The organism is Pseudomonas sp. B1(2018) (genome assembly GCF_003097365.1).
In the GTDB taxonomy this organism is placed as follows: domain Bacteria; phylum Pseudomonadota; class Gammaproteobacteria; order Pseudomonadales; family Pseudomonadaceae; genus Aquipseudomonas; species Aquipseudomonas laurylsulfatiphila.
The window spans coordinates 104,167-122,372 of sequence record NZ_PYUK01000002.1; the positions used below are offsets into that span (position 1 = coordinate 104,167).

An 18,206-nucleotide genomic window follows, 5' to 3' on the forward strand; every position below is an offset into this window, starting at 1 on the left:
GAGCCATCTTAGGCTGGCGAAATAACTCGCACAACCGCAAATGGACTTGCAAACCCATGCAGCTAAAATACCCCACCACGCCAACAAAAGAACTCACCCTCGACAATGGTTTGAAAATCATTACCGCCGAAATCGGTCAGGCTGCCGATGCTTACATCGATCTCGTTTACAAAGTCAGCCGCTGTAACGAATCACCGGAAAACGCAGGTATAAACATCATTCTTCCCAGTGTATTACTTAATGACAACGAATATATACCAGGCCCTGACGAAAAGGGGCTTACTTCATTCCACTTTGATGACTTCACAAGCTATAGGCAGCGTGTACGTCTTGCCGATTTAGACGTAGCCTTCAGCCAACTCGCAGCAATGATGTCCGCACCAAAAATGACCGAAGCAACTTTACAGAAAGCCATTCAACGGAAAAATAGCCATCGGGCCGCGCGGAATATTTTTATATCCAACTACCTCACGCCCCAGGAAGTCACCGAACTACTTTACCCTTTCAGCGGCTACTCCAACAATCCAGACGGCACTCCAACCAGCCTGTCACACCTTGATCTCGATCAGTTACAGCAATGGCATCAACGATGGTATATGCCCAACAATGCAACGCTGATCGTTGTTGGGAATGTAAGCGCCGACAATATTTTCTCTTTGGCAGAACAACATTTCTCCGCGATCCCACACAAACCTCTTGAAGACTTCAAGTACGACAAAGAAGCTGCCGAACCGGGCAAGCGACACATCGAAGTGCGCAAAGACACTAAAGAGCCTCTAGCGATCATGGCGTTCAATCTGCCTGACTTCGATTTTTTCAAAGATGATCCTAACGCTCTTGGCGCTCTGGATATCATCGTGGAGCTTCTGAACAACTACTTCCGGCTTATGCCCGGCGGATCTGGCGCTGCGCGGAAAATCCTCAACCAAAATTCGGGTATTTTTTTCTTAAGCGTCAAGGCTCTATCGGCAGATCAGACTCCAAGTCAACTGGAAAGCGGACTGCGCACTTATCTCAATAAGCTGAAGCGAAATCCAATCGAAGCACAAAGTTTGGAGCACGCTCGTGAAAACATACTTACACGATGGGCCGGATGGGAGCACACCCCTTCGGCTTTGCCCTACCTCCTCACCACCTATCACTATGCAAAACTGCCTCTGGATAGTAGGGCGCAACGATACCAAGCGCTGCTGAACATCACGTCCATGGACATTCAGAATTTCGCCAACACATACTTTACAGAGCAGCGAATGACAACAGCCCACATCTTTCCAATGGCGGGCTCACCGGAATAATTCTGTTGCTGATTTTTTAAATCCTGCTGTTGAAAGACGAACAGCGAACCAAGGGGCTGCCGAACCGCAGCCGCTTGGGGTGTGCGCTACATAGTTACCGCCTGACATCTTTCCGGATGATCCACAGTGGTTTGCGCAAATTCCTGCAAACCACTGAGGATGTACACGGATGATCATCTCCCGCAACACGCTGGTGCTGTCCTTTATCGCCTGGTTGCCGCTCATGGCTGCTGCGGTTTCCCCCCCTGCAACACAAGACTTTTTGCTGGATAACGGTCTAAAGGTCGTCGTGCGCGAGGACCATCGGTCCCCCATCGTCACCGTCCAACTCTGGATCAAGGTCGGCTCAAGCTACGAACTGCCCGGTCAGTCGGGCTTGTCCCACGCCCTCGAACACATGGTGTACAAGGGCAGCAGCAAAGCCTGCGCCGGAGAGTTCGCGGCGATACTGGGCAAACTGGGGGCCAGCCAAAACGCCTTTACCGGCACCGACTTCACGGTCTTTCACCAGACACTGTCTTCCGGACGCGCCGGCGTCGCTTTCGAAATACTCGCCGACCTGATGAGCACGGCCGAGCTGGATGCACAAGACTTCGCACCGGAGCTCAAGGTCATTCAGGAGGAGCGTCGGATGCGCGTTGATGATGAAATCACCGCGTCGGCTCACGAACGACTCAATAGCATCGCCTACCCGGCCAGCGGCTACCGCACGCCGATAATTGGCTGGATGCACGACCTGCAACGAATGAACGCCGTTCAATTGCGGCAGTGGTATCAGGCCTGGTATTCGCCGGGCAATGCCACGCTGGTGGTCGTTGGCGATGTTGCGCCCGAGCGGATCAAGGCGCTGACACAGCAGTACTTCGGCCACCTGCAGCGGCGTGCGACACCCATGACTCCTGCCCCCATTGAGTTGGCTGATGTCGGCGAGCGGTCATTGACCCTGCATGCACCGATATCGTCCCCGCGCCTCATCATGAGCTTCAACACACCCAGTCTGACCACAGCTGAAAACCGCCGGAGCGTTCATGCCTTGCGCCTGCTCAATACGTTACTGGCCGGGTCAAACAGCGCGCGGATCAAACAGCAACTGCAACTGAGCGAGGCGATGTTTACCGAAGTCCAGGCAGGGTACGAGGCCTTCAATCGCGGCGATTCGTTGCTCACCATCAGCGCACAACTCAACCCGGACAAGCTCGACGACCCTGACGAAGCCCTCACCCGTGTCTGGCTAGTGATCGATTCACTGAAAAGCAAGGCACCGGAACCGGCAGAACTGGAGCGCGCGAAAAACATCCTGATCGCCAACACGGTTTATGCACAGGACGACCTGGAAGCGCAGGCCAGTGCCCTTGGCGTGCTGGAAAGTATCGGCCTCGACTGGCGGTTGGCCGGTCAGGATACGGATGAGCTGAACCAGGTCACCCCCAAGGACATTCAACACGCCGCAATCACTTACCTGACGCGTGAGCGCCTGACTACCGCGAAAATCTTGCCGGAGAAAAACAATGGATAAGCTCAAAGGCCTCATCAATGGATTGATCATGGCCGGCATGCTTTTGGCTGCTCAGGCCCATGCCGATGCAACCACGGCACCCCAGAAACCAGGGCTGCAATCGCTTAATGAGTCTCAGGCTGCGGAAATCCATCGCACATTGTCGATCAAGGGCTACAAAACCCTCAGTGGAACCAAGATCCTGTTCATCCGCACGCCTGGCCTGCCGATGTTCGACGCTCTGGTGAGCTTTGCTGCCGGCAGCGCCCACACCCCCCATCAACCCGGCCTGGCAGCGGTGACCTTAAGTCTTTTGAATGAGGGCGTGGCAGGCAAGGACGTCAATGCCATACAGGCGACATTCGATAATCTGGGTGCAAGGATGGACATGGGTATCGGCAAGGACCAGGCCTGGTTTTCCCTGCGCAGCCTGAGTGACGAAACACGGCGTACTCCAGCCTTGGAACTGTTTGCCCAGGTACTCGGCAAACCGCTGTTGCCGCAGGCATCCCTGCCTTCGGTGAAATCCCAACTGCAGTACTTTCTGGACCTCGAGGATCAGTCCCATGCCACTCAATCCCGGCAAATGAACCTCGGCCAACTGTTTCCCGACCACGGTTATGCTCAGTCCCTCTACGGCACCCGGGCCGGGCTTGCCTCCATCACCCGCACTCAGGCGCAAGACTTTCATCGCGAGGCTTATGCCGCAGGCAATGCCCAGATCACACTGGTCGGCGACCTCACCGAGGAAGAAGCCCAGCGCATCGGTGCGCAGATATCCGCGGCCTTGCCCCTGGGGCCGGCCACTGCCGCGATCCAGCCAGTGACAAGTCCAACGGCCCCGAGTCTGCTGCGGGTTGAGCGACCAACGACCCAGGCTTACCTGCGCCTTGCCCAGCCAAGTGTCCTGCGCAGCAGCCCGGACTACGACGCGCTGCAGATGGCCATGCGGGTTTTCAGCAACCGACTGAGCAATGAACTCCGTGAACGCCGAGGCCTGACCTACCACGTCGAAGCCGACCTCTCAGCCCTACAGGCACAAGGATTGCTGACCATTAGATTGCAGACCCCACCAGAGCAGGTCGATGCCGTACTGGCCCATATCAAGACGATGTTCAGCGACTTCCTGGCCCAAGGGCCGACCCAAGAGGAACTTGACGACAGCCAGCAGCAACTGGCCGGCAGCGCACCGTTGAACAGCGCTACCAATGCGCAGATTTTGAGCCAGTTGTACGCCATCAGTACCCACAATCTGCCGCTGGACCTCGACTTCTCCACGCAAGCCGCCTTGAAGCTGAACCTCGCATCCATCAAAACCGCGCTCAACCGGCATTACCACGCCGACCAATGGCGCGTTGTCATCCTGGGGCCGAAGGCAGATCAACAACCGCTACCCGCTCCAATCGAAAGCGCAACCAACGCCATGTGTCGCGCACCTGACGAGATTGTGGCAAGTTAGTTACCCCCCGACGACGCGGTCGCGGCGCTGTCCCGCCGCGCCTTCGGGCAGACCCATGAGCACTTTCTCCGAGAATCGCTGTGCACCCGCACCCCGCAATGGCCCAGTCACCGTTCACCCCAGCCTTCGGCCTCGGCAATCCGCACTTGCAAACCTTGTGGGGGCCGCTGTGGCGCAAAACCGTGCACATCGGCCGCGAACGCGAACGCCTGTGGCTTGAAGATGGCGACTTTCTCGATCTGGACTGGCACGGTCCGCACAGCGCCGACGCGCCTTTGGTGCTGGTGCTGCATGGGCTCACCGGGTCCTCGAATTCACCTTATGTCGCCGGCCTGCAAAAAGCCCTGGGTGACCGGGGCTGGGCCAGCGTCGCGCTGAACTGGCGCGGTTGCTCGGGCGAACCCAATCTGCTGCCACGCAGTTACCATTCCGGTGCCAGTGAAGACCTGGCCGAAGCGATCAAACACTTGCGGGCCAAACGACCTCTCGCACCACTCTTTGCGGTGGGTTACTCCCTCGGGGGTAATGTTCTGCTCAAGCATCTGGGCGAAACCGGCAGCGACAGCGGGGTGACGGCCGCCGTGGCGGTATCGGTGCCGTTCCGCCTGGACCAGTGCGCCGATCGCATCGGCCAGGGTTTCTCCAAGGTTTACCAGGCACATTTCATGCGCGAGATGGTCGCCTACATCAAGAACAAACAGCGACAGTTCCAGCACGACGGACGCGAGGATGGACTGGCCGCATTGGCTGCGCTCGGCTCGCTGGAAAACATGCGTACGTTCTGGGATTTCGATGGCCGGGTTACCGCACCGCTGAACGGCTTTGTCGATGCCGAGGATTATTATCGCCGTGCCTCGAGCCGCTACTTCCTCGGCGAGATCCGTACGCCGACCTTGATGATTCAGGCCGCCGACGATCCCTTCGTGTTTCCCCACAGCCTGCCGCACGCCGATGAGTTGTCCGCATCCACGCAATTCGAGCTGCAAGCCAAGGGCGGGCATGTCGGCTTCGTCGACGGCACGCTCAGGCAACCGGGTTACTACCTTGAACGGCGCATCCCCGAGTGGCTGGCCGCCACGGGGCGCGCTTGAATCATGGACGCTGACCAGGGCGAGTCAATCCACTTCTGGCAAACCCCGCCCCTGGCCGGGGTCGAGTTGTTGTCCGCCCGCTACATCGATCATCGTTTCGCCCCGCACGTGCATGACGGCTATGTGATCGGCATGATCATGGCCGGCGCCCAGCGGTATCGCTATCGCGGTGCCGAACACCTGGCTGGCAGCGGCACGCTGGTGCTGATCAACCCTGACGAATTGCATACCGGCCACAAAGGCACCGAGGATGGCTGGCTTTACCGGGCGTTTTATCCGGACAGCGGGCAGATAACCTCGCTGCTGGCCGAACTCGAACTGCCGACCCACCACCTGCCGGCCTTTGGCGCCACGCTGTATCGCGATCAGGACCTGGTGAACGGCTTCTGCCAACTCCATCGCTTGCTGGAAAGCCCCGCCACCGCCTTGCAGCAACAAACGGTCTGGCGCGAACTGGTGCTGTCGCTGTTGCAGCGTCACGCGGCGGTGCCCGATGCCGCTAAACCCGGCAAGGAACACCGGGCCGTGAGCCTGGCCAAGGAATTGCTACACGCGCAACTGGCAGCGCCGCCCTCACTGGAGACGTTGGCGGCGGCGGTCAACCTCTCGCCCTTCCATTTCGCCCGGGTGTTCCGCCGGGCCACCGGCATGCCGCCGCACACCTGGCTGATGCAACAGCGCATCGCCCGGGCGCGGGCGTTGCTGCAGAGTGGTTGTCTGCCGCTGGAAGTCGCCATGCAGCTGGGGTTTGCCGACCAGAGCCACCTGAGTCGACAGTTCAAGCAGGTGTATGGGGTTGGACCGGGGGCGTATCGCACAGCTCGGCTTTAAAAACTAAAAGATCGCAGCCTTCGGCAGCTCCTACATGGTATGAGTACATCTGTAGGAGCTGCCGAAGGCTGCGATCTTTTGATCCTGCTTTTGTCTCATTCGCCCGTGGCTATGCCCCGCGCAGGCTCGTTGATCCACTCGCTCCACGACCCCGCATACAACGAGCCAAGTGGATAACCGGCCAGACACAACGCAAACAGGTTGTGGCACGCCGTCACGCCGGAACCGCAGTACGCCACCAGATCCTTCGGCGAACGATCGCCCAGTTTTGCGGCAAAGCGCTGCTTGAGCTGATCGGCCGGCAGAAAACGCCCGTCACTGCCCAGGTTGTCGGTAAACGCCGCACATTGAGCGCCAGGAATGTGCCCGGCAATCGGATCGATCGGTTCCACTTCCCCCTTGAAACGCGGCAGTGCGCGGGCATCGAGCAGGGTCAGTTCCGGCCGGGAGAGGCGCTTTTGCAGCCGTTCGGCACTGATCAGCAATGCCGTGTCAGGACTGCCGGTGAAGGATCCACGAGTGATCGCCGGCGCATCCAGGCTCAACGGCAAACCGGCCGCGTGCCAGGCCTTGAGACCACCATCGAGGATAAATACACCGTCGCGTTTGCCCAACCAGGCCAGCAACCACCAGGCCCGCGCCGCATAGGCCCCCGGACCGTCGTCGTACAGAACCACTTCGCTATCGGCGTTGATGCCCCAGGCCTGCAGGCGCTCGATCAGTTGCGCAGGCTCGGGCAGCGGATGGCGCCCGGTCACGCCCTTGACCACCACGCCACTCAGATCTCGCTCGAGGTCGGCATAGCTCGAACCGGCGATGTGCCCTTCGGCATAGCTGCGCTGACCGTAATCCGGGTCTTCAAGGGCAAAACGACAATCCAGAATCACCAGCCCCGCCTGGTCCTTTTTCAGGTCCAGTGCTTGCGGGCTGATCAGTTGCGCAATGGGCATAACGGGCTCCTGTGATTTTTATCAGACATCGATCCTACGACACTTCCTCGAGCGCCTGGGCCAGGGGCACGTAAAACTCTTCGAACAAGGCCTTGACCGCATCGCGGGACTGATCCGTGACGAACCCGGCTTCCAGCACCAGCACCTGATAAACCCCGCGTTTAATGGCCTGTTCGCTCAAGTGGCTGGAGTTTTCCCGCGTGGTGCACAGGAAGCGCACCCAGGACGTGAGGATGATCCAGGCATTGAGCGTCAGGGATTCGATCTGCACTTTGTCCATCTCCAGGATACCGGCGGCGACAAAACCTTCGTAGATCGCCGCCCCCTGGATCAGACAACGCTGGGAGAAACGTCGATAGCGGTCGGCGAGGTCCGGATCGCTGTCGAGCAAATGTTCGAGATCGCGATGCAGAAAGCGATAGCGCCACATCGCCGACAGCAGCTCCTTGAGGTAGAAGCGTTTGTCTTCCACCGTGGCGGCGCGGCCCTGGGGCGGGCGCAGGAAGCTGTCCACCAGGCTTTCGTACTCGCTGAACAGCACGGCGATGATCGCCTGCTTGTTAGGGAAGTGGTAGTACAGGTTGCCCGGGGAAATTTCCATATGGGCGGCAATGTGGTTGGTACTGATGCTGCGCTCGCCCTGCTGGTTGAACAGCTCCAGGCTGTTCTGCACGATGCGCTCGCTGGTTTTGATCCGTGGGGCCATGGCTTGAGCTTAAATTCAGAGTGCGTTGACGGGCATCTTAGATCTATCCGCGAGCGGATAAAACAAAGCTGTTCCAGGATGTCATTTGACTTTTTAGAGCATAGACTCTAAAAAGTACCTCATTACAATAAATCCGGAGCCGACCATGACTGCTGACATTTCCTACCTGCAAAACCTACAGCAGCCGCTGGAAGAGCTTCAGGCCCTGTTTGACGCCCAGCGTGCTGCCTACGCCGCCAACCCGATGCCACCCGCCGCGCAGCGCCAGCAATGGCTCAAGGCCCTGAAGGATTTATTGAACAGCGAACGCCAGGCCTTGATCGACGCGATCAGCCAGGACTTCAGCCATCGCAGCGCCGATGAAACCCTGGTCGCCGAACTGATGCCCAGCCTGCACGGTATCCATTACGCCAGCAAACGCCTCAAGGGCTGGATGCGAGCTTCGCGGCGCAAGGTCGGTGTCGCTTTCCAGCCCGCCTCTGCCAAAGTCGTTTACCAACCGCTGGGCGTGGTCGGGGTCATCGTGCCGTGGAACTACCCGCTGTACCTGGCCATCGGTCCGTTGGTCGGCGCGCTGTCGGCGGGCAACCGGGTGATGCTCAAGCTCAGTGAGTCGACCCCCGCGACCGGCCTGCTGATGAAGCAACTGCTGGAGCGTATCTTCCCCGAAGACCTGGTGTGCGTGGTCCTTGGCGAGGCAGACATTGGCGTGGCGTTTTCACGTCTGCCGTTCGATCACCTGCTGTTCACCGGCGCCACCAGCATCGGCAAACACGTGATGCGCGCCGCTGCGGAAAACCTGACCCCGGTGACCCTTGAGCTGGGCGGCAAGTCCCCGGCCATCGTTTCCCGCGATGTACCGCTCAAGGACGCCGCCGAGCGCATCGCCTTCGGTAAAACCCTGAACGCCGGCCAGACCTGCGTGGCCCCGGACTATGTGCTGGTGCCGGAGGATCGCGTGGGAGGTTTCGTCGAAGCCTACCGCTCTGCCGTCCGCGGGTTTTATCCGACGCTGGCCGACAACCCGGACTACACCGCGATCATCAATGAGCGACAACTGGCCCGCCTCAACGGCTACATCAGCGACGCCACCAGCAAGGGTGCGTTGCTGATGCCGCTGTTCGACCAGGGCCAGGGCCGCCGCATGAGCCATAGCCTGCTGCTCAATGTCACTGACGAGATGACGGTGATGCAGGACGAAATCTTCGGGCCGCTGTTGCCGATCGTGCCGTACAAGGATCTGGACCAGGCCTTTGCTTACATCAATCAACGCCCGCGCCCACTGGCGCTGTACTACTTCGGCTACGACAAGCGCGAACAACAGCGCGTGCTGCACGAAACCCACTCCGGCGGCGTGTGCCTGAACGACACGCTGCTGCACGTCGCCCAGGACGACATGCCGTTCGGCGGCATCGGTGCCTCGGGCATGGGTCACTACCATGGCCATGAAGGCTTCCTGACCTTCAGCAAGGCCAAGGGTGTCTTGATCAAACAGCGGTTCAACGCGGCGAAACTGATTTACCCGCCGTATGGCAAATCGATCCAGAAGCTGATCCAGAAACTGTTCATCCGCTAACGATCATCACCGCCGGGTAATAACAATAATGAATCCCAGTCTGTCCGATACACCCGCGCTGTCACGGCGCGGGTTGCTTAAATTCAGCCTCGGCGCCAGCGCCTTTCTCGCCACTGCCGGGTTGGGCGCCAGCCTCAGCGGCTGTTCGGCGAGCGTCCCGGCCAGTGGCTTCGTCACGCTGCGCAGCGGCGACCTACTGTTCTTGCGAGCGTTGATTCCGGTCATGCTCGATGGCGCCGTGACCTCCGAACGGATGCCGGAGGCTGTCGAAGGCACACTTGAAAGCCTGGATGACAACCTCGCGCACCTGTCGCCGGAAATGCTCAAACTGACCCGCCAACTGTTCGATGTGCTGGGCATGGCCGTCACCCGCGGACCGTTGACCGGAATCTGGGGCAGCTGGGAAAACGCCAGCGCCGACGATATCCGGCAATTCCTCGATCGTTGGGAAAACAGCTCGTTGAGCCTGTTGCGCATGGGCCACAGCTCTTTGCTGCAACTGGTGATGATGGCCTGGTATGGCCGCAAGGAATCGTGGGCGCATTGCGGGTATCCCGGGCCGCCCACTGTCTGAGACCGAGTCGCCCCCTTCGCGGGCAAGCCCGCTCCCACATTGACCGCGTGCCCCTGTGGGAGCGGGCTTGCTCGCGAAGGCGTCAGTCTTATCACCACAGCACCTGAACCATAATAAAAAGAGAACCCGAAGATGCCCGTACCCGATCCGTTTCGCGAAGGCATGGCCCGAGGCTGGAAAACCTACAACGGCTCACAACTGACCCAGGACCTGACACTCGAAGCAGACGTGGCGATCATCGGCAGCGGTGCCGGCGGCGGCACCACCGCCGAAATCCTCAGCGCGGCCGGTTACAAAGTGCTGCTGATCGAGGAAGGCCCGCTCAAGACCAGCAGCGACTTCAAGCTGCTTGAAGACCAGGCCTACAGCAGCCTCTACCAGGAAGGCATCGGCCGCATGAGCAAGGATGGCGCAATCACCATCCTCCAGGGCCGGGCGGTGGGCGGCACCACGCTGATCAACTGGACCTCCAGTTTCCGCACCCCGGAACCGACCCTGGAACACTGGGCCAAAGAGCACAACGTCAAGGGTCACAGCCCGGCGGACATGGCGCCGTGGTTCGAGAAAATGGAGCAGCGCCTGGGCGTCGCGCCGTGGATGGTGCCACCCAACGCCAATAACGATGTGATCCGCAAGGGCTGCCAGGAACTGGGTTACAGCTGGCACGTCATCCCGCGCAACGTTCGTGGCTGCTGGAACCTCGGCTATTGCGGCATGGGCTGCCCGACCAACGCCAAGCAATCGATGATGGTCACCACCATTCCGGCGACCCTGGAAAAAGGCGGCGAGCTGCTTTACCTGGCCCGCGCCGAAAAACTCACGATCAGCGGCGACAAGATCACCGGCCTGCACTGTTCGGCGATGGATGAACGCTGCGTCGCACCGACCGGGCGCACCATCACGGTCAAGGCGCGGCATTTCGTGCTGGCCGGTGGCGGCATCAACAGCCCGGCCTTGCTGATGCGCTCCGGGGCACCCGACCCGCACAAGCGCCTGGGCAAACGTACGTTCCTGCACCCGGTGAACATGTCCGCCGCGTTGTTCGACGAAGTCGTCAACCCCTTCTACGGCGCGCCGCAGTCGATCTATTCCGACCATTTCCAGTGGCAGGACGGCACCACGGGCAAGATGTCCTTCAAACTGGAGGTCCCGCCATTGCATCCGGCGCTGGCCGCCACCTTGCTCGGCGGTTTCGGCCAAGAGAATTCACAGCACATGGCCAATCTGCCCCATACCCACGCCATGCTGGCGTTGCTGCGGGACGGTTTTCACCCGGACAGCCCCGGTGGCAGCGTCGAATTGCGCAGCGACGACACGCCGGTGCTGGATTACCAGCTCTCGCCTTACGCCTGGGATGGCTTGCGCCGGGCATTCCACAGCATGGCCGAGATCCAGTTTGCCGGTGGCGCCAGGGCCGTGATGCCGATGCACGCCGACGCCCGCTACGTGAAGACCCTCGCCGAAGCCCGTACGCTGATCGACGGCCTGAGCCTGGAGTTGTACCGCACACGCCTGGGCAGTGCCCATGTGATGGGCGGCTGCGCCATGGGTGAAGACCCGACAAACGCAGTGACCGACAGCCTCGGCCGACACCATCAGTTGGGCAATCTGTCGATCCACGACGGCTCGCTGTTCCCCACCAGCATTGGCGCCAATCCGCAATTATCGGTCTACGGACTGACGGCACAACTGGCGACTTCCCTGGCCGAACGTTTAAAAAACCCATGAAAATGACGATTATTCCCATCGTCTATAGTGCTTTCTTACCCAACAGGCGACTTGGCCGACCGGGAAGGCTGCGATACCATCCGACTCCCCAACGGATTCCCGCCAGGACGACGCGATGAACCGAGTGTTGTACCCAGGTACCTTCGACCCTATTACCAAGGGCCATGGCGATCTGGTCGAACGCGCCTCGCGCCTGTTCGATCACGTGATCATCGCCGTCGCGGCCAGCCCGAAGAAAAACCCGCTGTTTCCTCTGGAACAACGGGTGGAACTGGCGCGCGAGGTCACTAAACATCTGCCGAACGTTGAAGTCGTCGGTTTCTCGACGCTGCTGGCGCATTTCGCCAAAGAGCAGAATGCCAACGTGTTCCTGCGTGGTTTGCGTGCGGTGTCGGACTTCGAATACGAATTCCAGCTGGCCAACATGAACCGCCAACTGGCGCCGGATGTGGAAAGCCTGTTCCTGACCCCGTCCGAGCGTTATTCGTTCATTTCCTCGACGCTGGTCCGTGAAATTGCGGCCCTGGGTGGCGATATCACCAAGTTCGTACACCCAGCGGTGGCGGACGCCCTGACCGAGCGCTTCAAGAAATAACCCCGCAATCTGTAGGAGCGAGCCTGCTCGCGATGGACGTCAACGATAACGCGGGAAACCTGACACCCCGCGGCGTTCTCGGCTTCATCGCCAGCAGGCTGGCTCCTACAGCGCGTCGCACCTGCGTGCAACACGGGCGCCAATGCGGCACAATTACACGCATTGGTTTATTGCGCCCGGGCCTGCCGCCCCGGCTGGAGTTAGCATGTCCCTGATCATCACCGACGATTGCATCAACTGCGACGTCTGCGAACCCGAGTGCCCGAACGCCGCCATTTCCCAGGGCGAAGAGATCTATGTGATCGACCCGAACCTGTGCACCCAGTGTGTCGGCCACTACGACGAACCGCAGTGCCAGCAGGTCTGCCCGGTGGATTGCATTCCACTGGACGAAGCCCATCCGGAGACTGAAGAACAGTTGATGGAGAAGTACCGCAAGATTACCGGCAAGGCTTGACGCACCAGAAGATCGCAGCCTTCGGCAGCTCCTACAGAAAACACAATTCCCCTGTAGGAGCTGCCGAAGGCTGCGATCTTTTGACTTTCAGCTCTGACAACGCGGGCAAAAAACGCTGGCACGCTGCCCCAGCTTCACTTCCCGCAGCCCCGTGCCACAGACCTTGCAGTGTTCGCCACCACGGCCGTACACGAACAGTTCCTGCTGGAAATAACCAGGCTGACCGTCACCACCGATAAAGTCCCGCAGCGTGGTACCGCCGCGCTCGATGGCGGCCGCCAGGATGCGCTTGATCTCGATGGCCAGTTTCAAATACCGCGCACGGGAAATGCTCTTGGCTTCACGACGCGGGTCGATTCCAGCGGCGAACAACGCTTCGGTCGCGTAGATATTGCCGACACCCACCACCACCGCGTTATCCATGATGAACGGCTTGACCGCCATCGAACGGCCACGGGACTGCTGGAACAGCCGCTCGCCGTCGAACAGGTCGGTCAGCGGCTCAGGCCCCAGGCGAATCAGCAATTCGTGATTGAGCGGATCGAGGCTCCAGAGCATTGCGCCGAAACGTCGCGGATCGGTGTAACGCAGGGCCAGGCCCGATTCCAGCTCGATGTCCACATGCTCATGCTTGGCCGCCGGCACCCCGGCCTCCACCAGGCGCAAGTTGCCTGACATGCCCAAATGGCTGATCAAGGTGCCGACTTCGGCGTTGATCAGCAGGTACTTGGCGCGCCGCTCCACCAATACGATGCGCTGGCCGGACAGGCGCACATCGAGGTCCTCGGGGATCGGCCAGCGCAGACGGCGATCTCGCACGATCACCCGGCTGACTCGCTGGCCTTCCAGGTACGGCGCGATGCCGCGACGGGTGGTTTCGACTTCTGGCAATTCAGGCATGGTGCTCTCGGATCAGGCGCATGGCCTGGAAAGGTCCGACACTCAGCGATGAGTGCCGAGGTCGCGGATCGTCTGCTTGAGCGTCTCGAAGTCGTAATCCGAGAGGCCGACATAATCGAGCACCAGCGGCGCGATGCTGTTCCACTCGTGATCTTCGGCCTGATTGCCCAGCACCCGATGCGACGCGCAAATGTGCTCGGCCATTTTCAGGATCGCCAACAGGTTCTTCAACGAACTGTTGCGCGAAGTCTCATCGCTGAATACCGCCAACGCATTGTGATGATTGGCGATCGCCGCGCTCACATGTTCCGGCAGACGCCAGGACTTGGCCGTGTAATAGCCGACCACCGAGTGATTGGTATTGAACACCTGATTCTCCGTGTCCACCACCCGGCATTCGGCACTGGCGTTGGCGTAGGCCTGCTCCAGAACCCCCATGTAGTCGGGGAAACGCTGGAGCATCAAGGGCACGCCACAGTCGTGGAACAGGCCCAGGGCATAGGCTTCGTCGCCATTTTCAACGCCGATGCGCTTGGCCAGGGTCAGGCAGGTCATGGCCACGTCCTGAGCGGTGTCCCAGAAACGGTTCAGGGTGACAATGGTGTCGTCATTCATCTCGCCCTTGATCGACTGCGCATTGATCAGGTTGATGACCGAGCGGCTGCCCAGCAGATTGACCGCGCGCTGGATCGAGGCAATCTTGTTGCTCAGCCCGTAATACGGCGAATTGACGATCTTCAGCAGGGAACCGGAAAGGCCCGGATCCTGGGATATCAGCTTGGCAATGACTTCCAGATCCGGATCGGGCATGTACTGCTCCATCTGCAAATCCACCATGATCTGCGGCTGGGCCGGTACGCTGATGCCCTGCAGGGCTTGTTGGATCTGTTCGGAAGTCAGCTCTTGGGACATAAGTACACACTCTGGGTCAGACGGCGATTCTAACCTTTATGAAGTTGGATCCGACATACCAAATCGCAAGACAACCCTCGCCACATGTCCACTTGCAGGCCAATCCGGGGTCTCAACACGCTATACTCCCGCTCTTTTTTCCGGAGCGACGACATGTCCCTGCCTAGCCTGCGCCTCAAAGCCAACGCCGACCGTCGTCTGCGCAACGGTCACTTGTGGGTCTACAGCAACGAAATCGATGTAGCCGCTACGCCATTGCACGGTTTCAAGGCCGGCGACCAGGCGATCCTCGAAGCCGCCGGCGGCAAGCCGCTGGGCATCGTTGCCATGAGCCCGAACAACCTGATTTGCGCCCGCGTGCTGTCGCGCGACATCAAGCTGCCGCTGGACAAATCGCTGCTGGTGCACCGCCTGAACGTGGCCCTGTCCCTGCGCGAGCGCCTGTTCGACAAGCCGTTCTATCGCCTGGTCTACGGCGACTCCGACCTGCTGCCTGGCCTGGTGGTTGACCGTTTCGGCGACATCCTGGTGGTGCAGATCGCCTCGGCGACCATGGAAGCCCATAAAGACGACGTGATTGCAGCACTGACCCAAGTGCTCAAGCCAAGCGGCATCCTGTTCAAGAACGACTCCGCCGCCCGTGACGCCGAAGGCCTCACGCGCTACGTCGAAACCGTGTTCGGCCTGGTGCCGGAGTGGGTCGCACTGGAAGAGAACGGCGTGAAATTCGAAGCACCGGTCATCCAGGGCCAGAAAACCGGCTGGTTCTACGACCACCGCATGAACCGCGCACGCCTGGCGCCGTACGCCAAAGGCAAACGCGTGCTGGACCTGTACAGCTACATCGGCGGCTGGGGCGTGCAGGCTGCTGCGTTCGGCGCCAGTGAAGTGTTCTGCGTCGACGCCTCGGCCTTCGCCCTTGACGGCGTCGAGCGCAACGCCGCGCTGAACGGCTTCGCCGACAAGATGACCTGCATCGAAGGCGACGTGTTCGAAGCCCTCAAAGAACTGAAAGCCAGCGAAGAACGCTTCGACGTGATCGTGGCCGACCCGCCGGCGTTCATCAAACGCAAGAAAGACATGAAAAACGGCGAAGGCGCCTACCGCCGCCTGAATGAACAAGCCATGCGCCTGCTCACCAAGGACGGCATCCTGGTCAGCGCATCGTGCTCGATGCACCTGCCGGAAGACGACCTGCAGAACATCCTGCTCACCAGCGCCCGCCACCTGGACCGCAACATCCAGATGCTGGAACGCGGCGGCCAGGGGCCGGATCATCCGGTGCATCCAGCGATTGCCGAGACTCGGTATATCAAGAGCATTACCTGCCGGTTGCTGCCAAACAGCTAAAACGCTGGCGCTCCCGTACTGGGCTGAACCAGTGCGGGAGCGGTGCCCCGCCCAACACAGACAAGAACATTCCTACAGCTGATCAGGAACGCTCCCACCGCCCTGCAGATTGACTTCGCCCGCCATCGAACCAATCCTCGACTCCTCGCAAAGTTCGAGTAAATGGGCTGATGACACACTCAGAAGACACTGCAAAAAAATCATCAGCCATTCTATTGCTGCTGACCATGACGCTGCTGAGCGTCTTTCCCCTTGATGTTTTGCTCCCTTCCTTTCCCGCTCTGGCCAAACACTTTCGGACCACGACTGCGGATATTTCCCTGTCCATCAGCCTCTTCGCTGTCGGCATCTCCCTGTCTCAGCTACTGATCGGCCCTCTGTCCGATGTTATCGGCCGAAAAGGGCTATTACTGGCGGGTATGGCGGTATCGATTGTCGGTGCAACTGGGTGCATCCTGACCACCGAATACGTCTGGTTCCTGTTTTTCCGGATGCTGCAGGCCATCGGCTGCGGTTGCTTCGTGCTGTCGCAGGCGCTGGTCCAGGATCTGTTTGAAGGCAAGGAGCGGGATCGGCTGCGGATTCTGATGGTCACGGCCAGCGGGGTATTCATTTCCGTCTCGCCGTTGTTGGGCAGTGTCTTGCAGCAAGCACTTGATTGGCCCGGTAGCTTTTTCCTGTTTATAGCCTTGGCCGTCGTCGTGTTTCTGAAGGCGTGTTTCATGCTGGAAGACCAGCGACCTGCCGTGACCTCACGCCAAAACATTTTCCACGCCTATCGTCGGGTGTGTGGCAATGCGAGCTTCTTGGGCTATTGGTTAATCGCGGCCATCGCTTTTACCTGCCATTTTTCCTTTATCGTCGTTTCGCCGTTGATCTTCATGGATCAGCTACGCATGTCGCCCTATGCATTCTCCCTGACCCTTCTGCTCTATGGCGCGGCTTATATCATTGGAGGCATCGCCGCCCGGATGCTTTCCAGCCGGATAACACCCAATACTCAAATCATCGTCGGCTTGGGCCTGATTTTCTTCTCGGGAGTGGTGATGCTTTTACTCGCAAGCAGGCTTGGACTTTCGACCCTGACGGTATTGGTGCCGATGATCATCTGCACCGCCGGCACGACCATTGCCCGCCCCATTGCCACATCCAAAGCGATGGACGTGTTTGCGGACAACGCCGGCACTTCGGCGTCGGCCGGGAACACACTGGTTTTCATTTTTGGCGGCTTGACCAGCGCATTGATCAATCTAAGTGGTATAGATCTGCAAACGACCCTGGCACTGGCGTTCCTGCTGCTCAGCGCGGTGGCGCTCGGCCTTAATACCCTGATCAATCGCCGCCCTTCCTGTAGGAGCGAGCTTGCTCGCGATGGTCGTCAACGATAACGCGGGGGAGTCTGGCGCCCCGCGGCGCTCTCGGATTCATCGCGAGCAAGCTCGCTCCTACATTTACATGACATATCCAGAACCACTGTCACTGCGACAAGCACCCATTGCATACCTATCGTTTCTCTTCACATCTCAGAAGAGGACAACGGAATGTCCAGCACGCCGAAAGCCCATCAATTACGTACCGGTCGTCATTCAGAGCCTGGTCGCATCTATCTACTGACCGCAGTCACCCACGAACGGCAACCGATCTTCAAAGATTGGCGCATGGGTCGTCTGGTGGTGCAGGAATTCAGAAAAGCTCAGGAAACCGGCATTGCCACCTCTGTAGCCTGGGTGGTGATGCCAGACCATTTTCACTGGCTGGTGGAACTGCATAACGGTGATCTGCCGAAACTGATGCAAGCCACTAAATCCCGCTGTGCACGACACATCAATAAGCAGCGAAGTCTGTGTGCACCTGTATGGCAAAAGGGCTACTTCGACCGGGCCTTGCGTCGCGAGGAAGATTTGAAAGCAGCAGCGCGATACATCATCGCCAACCCATTGCGCGCCGGGCTTGTCGCTCATGTAGGTGATTACTCGCTGTGGGATGCCATTTGGCTCTAATACGTATCCCTTGTAGGAGCGAGCTTGCTCGCGATGAACGCGAGAACGCCACGGGGTGCCAGCCTTCCAGCGTTATCGTTGACGACCATCGCGAGCGAGCTCGCTCCTACAGTGATTCAGTCCGCACGTCTCGTGAATGCCAAGTCCATGCTTCCCGGCATTCCCAACTGACGCCAGCCGTGTAGAATCGCGAACATTCATCGCCAGTCATCCCCGGCGGGTTTATGAGCTCAAGCTGAAGCGCGCGGCGATCCCGCAAAGTTATCGGCAACTTCCGGACACGCGGC

Annotated in this window: 17 protein-coding genes; 13 read left to right on the forward strand and 4 right to left on the reverse strand. The window is 59.5% G+C overall.

The genetic code is table 11. The features are described 5' to 3' along the window. The first annotated feature begins 56 nt into the window (after positions 1-56). From C9422_RS02890 to C9422_RS02910, 5 genes are all read left to right on the forward strand, one after another. On the forward strand, positions 57-1,295 hold the full coding sequence (locus C9422_RS02890) for a pitrilysin family protein (protein WP_116579639.1): 1,239 nt from the start codon (positions 57-59) through the stop codon (positions 1,293-1,295). A 169-nt stretch (positions 1,296-1,464) separates the two neighbouring features. Continuing rightward, on the forward strand, positions 1,465-2,811 hold the full coding sequence (locus C9422_RS02895; protein WP_116579640.1) for a pitrilysin family protein: 1,347 nt from the start codon (positions 1,465-1,467) through the stop codon (positions 2,809-2,811). Further along, positions 2,804-4,249, forward strand: coding sequence for a pitrilysin family protein (locus C9422_RS02900; protein WP_116579641.1), 1,446 nt, complete (start codon positions 2,804-2,806; stop codon positions 4,247-4,249). The genes C9422_RS02895 and C9422_RS02900 overlap by 8 nt, the downstream gene beginning before the upstream one ends. A gap of 98 nt (positions 4,250-4,347) precedes the next feature. Beyond that, positions 4,348-5,340: a hydrolase gene (locus C9422_RS02905; RefSeq protein ID WP_116579642.1), complete on the forward strand. Its 993-nt coding sequence runs from the start codon at positions 4,348-4,350 to the stop codon at positions 5,338-5,340. Between the two features lie 3 nt (positions 5,341-5,343). Next, positions 5,344-6,171 (forward strand): AraC family transcriptional regulator, encoded by an 828-nt coding sequence (locus C9422_RS02910; RefSeq protein WP_116579643.1) that lies wholly within the window; start codon positions 5,344-5,346, stop codon positions 6,169-6,171. Positions 6,172-6,266: 95 nt separating this feature from the next. Here the strand turns inward: C9422_RS02910 and C9422_RS02915 are convergent, their stop codons facing one another. Further along, positions 6,267-7,121, reverse strand: a complete 855-nt coding sequence (locus C9422_RS02915) for a sulfurtransferase (protein ID WP_116579644.1) — start codon at positions 7,119-7,121, stop codon at positions 6,267-6,269. Positions 7,122-7,155: 34 nt separating this feature from the next. Then, positions 7,156-7,827 (reverse strand): TetR/AcrR family transcriptional regulator, encoded by a 672-nt coding sequence (locus tag C9422_RS02920; RefSeq protein WP_007975372.1) that lies wholly within the window; start codon positions 7,825-7,827, stop codon positions 7,156-7,158. A gap of 145 nt (positions 7,828-7,972) precedes the next feature. Here C9422_RS02920 and C9422_RS02925 point away from each other — a divergent pair, with 145 nt between their 5' ends. The 5 genes from C9422_RS02925 to C9422_RS02950 all read left to right on the forward strand — a co-directional run bounded on the left by C9422_RS02925 (position 7,973) and on the right by C9422_RS02950 (position 12,757). Further along, positions 7,973-9,403, forward strand: coding sequence for a coniferyl aldehyde dehydrogenase (locus C9422_RS02925; protein ID WP_116579645.1), 1,431 nt, complete (start codon positions 7,973-7,975; stop codon positions 9,401-9,403). 28 nt (positions 9,404-9,431) lie between these two features. Beyond that, entirely contained in the window at positions 9,432-9,977 is a 546-nt protein-coding gene (locus C9422_RS02930) for a twin-arginine translocation pathway signal protein (RefSeq protein WP_116579646.1), read from the forward strand. A 132-nt stretch (positions 9,978-10,109) separates the two neighbouring features. Continuing rightward, positions 10,110-11,705 (forward strand): GMC family oxidoreductase, encoded by a 1,596-nt coding sequence (locus tag C9422_RS02935; protein WP_116579647.1) that lies wholly within the window; start codon positions 10,110-10,112, stop codon positions 11,703-11,705. A 115-nt stretch (positions 11,706-11,820) separates the two neighbouring features. Beyond that, a complete protein-coding gene (gene coaD, locus C9422_RS02940; RefSeq protein ID WP_007975368.1) occupies positions 11,821-12,300 on the forward strand; it encodes a pantetheine-phosphate adenylyltransferase in 480 nt (159 codons plus the stop codon). 205 nt (positions 12,301-12,505) lie between these two features. Further along, positions 12,506-12,757 carry a YfhL family 4Fe-4S dicluster ferredoxin gene (locus tag C9422_RS02950; RefSeq protein WP_003195146.1) on the forward strand — a complete coding sequence of 84 codons (252 nt, stop codon included), beginning with the start codon at positions 12,506-12,508 and terminating at the stop codon, positions 12,755-12,757. A gap of 87 nt (positions 12,758-12,844) precedes the next feature. On the opposite strand, the gene mutM is transcribed toward C9422_RS02950, so the two are convergent. Together mutM and C9422_RS02960 are read right to left on the reverse strand one after the other, a co-directional pair. Further along, positions 12,845-13,657, reverse strand: a complete 813-nt coding sequence (mutM, locus tag C9422_RS02955; protein WP_116579649.1) for a bifunctional DNA-formamidopyrimidine glycosylase/DNA-(apurinic or apyrimidinic site) lyase — start codon at positions 13,655-13,657, stop codon at positions 12,845-12,847. 42 nt (positions 13,658-13,699) lie between these two features. After that, positions 13,700-14,569, reverse strand: coding sequence for an HDOD domain-containing protein (locus tag C9422_RS02960; RefSeq protein ID WP_102699978.1), 870 nt, complete (start codon positions 14,567-14,569; stop codon positions 13,700-13,702). Between the two features lie 153 nt (positions 14,570-14,722). Between C9422_RS02960 and C9422_RS02965 the strand changes: the two genes are divergently transcribed. From C9422_RS02965 to C9422_RS02975, 3 genes are all read left to right on the forward strand, one after another. After that, on the forward strand, positions 14,723-15,919 hold the full coding sequence (locus tag C9422_RS02965; protein ID WP_102673476.1) for a class I SAM-dependent rRNA methyltransferase: 1,197 nt from the start codon (positions 14,723-14,725) through the stop codon (positions 15,917-15,919). Between the two features lie 170 nt (positions 15,920-16,089). Further along, complete coding sequence (locus C9422_RS02970; protein ID WP_116579650.1) at positions 16,090-17,307, forward strand: MFS transporter; 1,218 nt, start codon at positions 16,090-16,092, stop codon at positions 17,305-17,307. Between the two features lie 153 nt (positions 17,308-17,460). After that, on the forward strand, positions 17,461-17,919 hold the full coding sequence (locus C9422_RS02975) for a transposase (protein WP_102673478.1): 459 nt from the start codon (positions 17,461-17,463) through the stop codon (positions 17,917-17,919). Positions 17,920-18,206: the final 287 nt, after the last annotated feature.

Bases quoted from the DNA above. Each gene is read 5' to 3' on its own strand.
- C9422_RS02975 (WP_102673478.1), top strand. From the start codon at position 17,461: ATGTCCAGCACGCCGAAAGCCCATCAATTACGTACCGGTCGTCATTCA.
- mutM (WP_116579649.1), bottom strand. From the start codon at position 13,657: ATGCCTGAATTGCCAGAAGTCGAAACCACCCGTCGCGGCATCGCGCCG.
- C9422_RS02935 (WP_116579647.1), top strand. From the start codon at position 10,110: ATGCCCGTACCCGATCCGTTTCGCGAAGGCATGGCCCGAGGCTGGAAA.
- C9422_RS02910 (WP_116579643.1), top strand. From the start codon at position 5,344: ATGGACGCTGACCAGGGCGAGTCAATCCACTTCTGGCAAACCCCGCCC.
- coaD (WP_007975368.1), top strand. From the start codon at position 11,821: ATGAACCGAGTGTTGTACCCAGGTACCTTCGACCCTATTACCAAGGGC.
- C9422_RS02905 (WP_116579642.1), top strand. From the start codon at position 4,348: ATGGCCCAGTCACCGTTCACCCCAGCCTTCGGCCTCGGCAATCCGCAC.
- C9422_RS02950 (WP_003195146.1), top strand. From the start codon at position 12,506: ATGTCCCTGATCATCACCGACGATTGCATCAACTGCGACGTCTGCGAA.
- C9422_RS02890 (WP_116579639.1), top strand. From the start codon at position 57: ATGCAGCTAAAATACCCCACCACGCCAACAAAAGAACTCACCCTCGAC.
- C9422_RS02920 (WP_007975372.1), bottom strand. From the start codon at position 7,827: ATGGCCCCACGGATCAAAACCAGCGAGCGCATCGTGCAGAACAGCCTG.
- C9422_RS02965 (WP_102673476.1), top strand. From the start codon at position 14,723: ATGTCCCTGCCTAGCCTGCGCCTCAAAGCCAACGCCGACCGTCGTCTG.
- C9422_RS02970 (WP_116579650.1), top strand. From the start codon at position 16,090: ATGACACACTCAGAAGACACTGCAAAAAAATCATCAGCCATTCTATTG.
- C9422_RS02960 (WP_102699978.1), bottom strand. From the start codon at position 14,569: ATGTCCCAAGAGCTGACTTCCGAACAGATCCAACAAGCCCTGCAGGGC.
- C9422_RS02895 (WP_116579640.1), top strand. From the start codon at position 1,465: ATGATCATCTCCCGCAACACGCTGGTGCTGTCCTTTATCGCCTGGTTG.
- C9422_RS02915 (WP_116579644.1), bottom strand. From the start codon at position 7,121: ATGCCCATTGCGCAACTGATCAGCCCGCAAGCACTGGACCTGAAAAAG.
- C9422_RS02925 (WP_116579645.1), top strand. From the start codon at position 7,973: ATGACTGCTGACATTTCCTACCTGCAAAACCTACAGCAGCCGCTGGAA.
- C9422_RS02900 (WP_116579641.1), top strand. From the start codon at position 2,804: ATGGATAAGCTCAAAGGCCTCATCAATGGATTGATCATGGCCGGCATG.
- C9422_RS02930 (WP_116579646.1), top strand. From the start codon at position 9,432: ATGAATCCCAGTCTGTCCGATACACCCGCGCTGTCACGGCGCGGGTTG.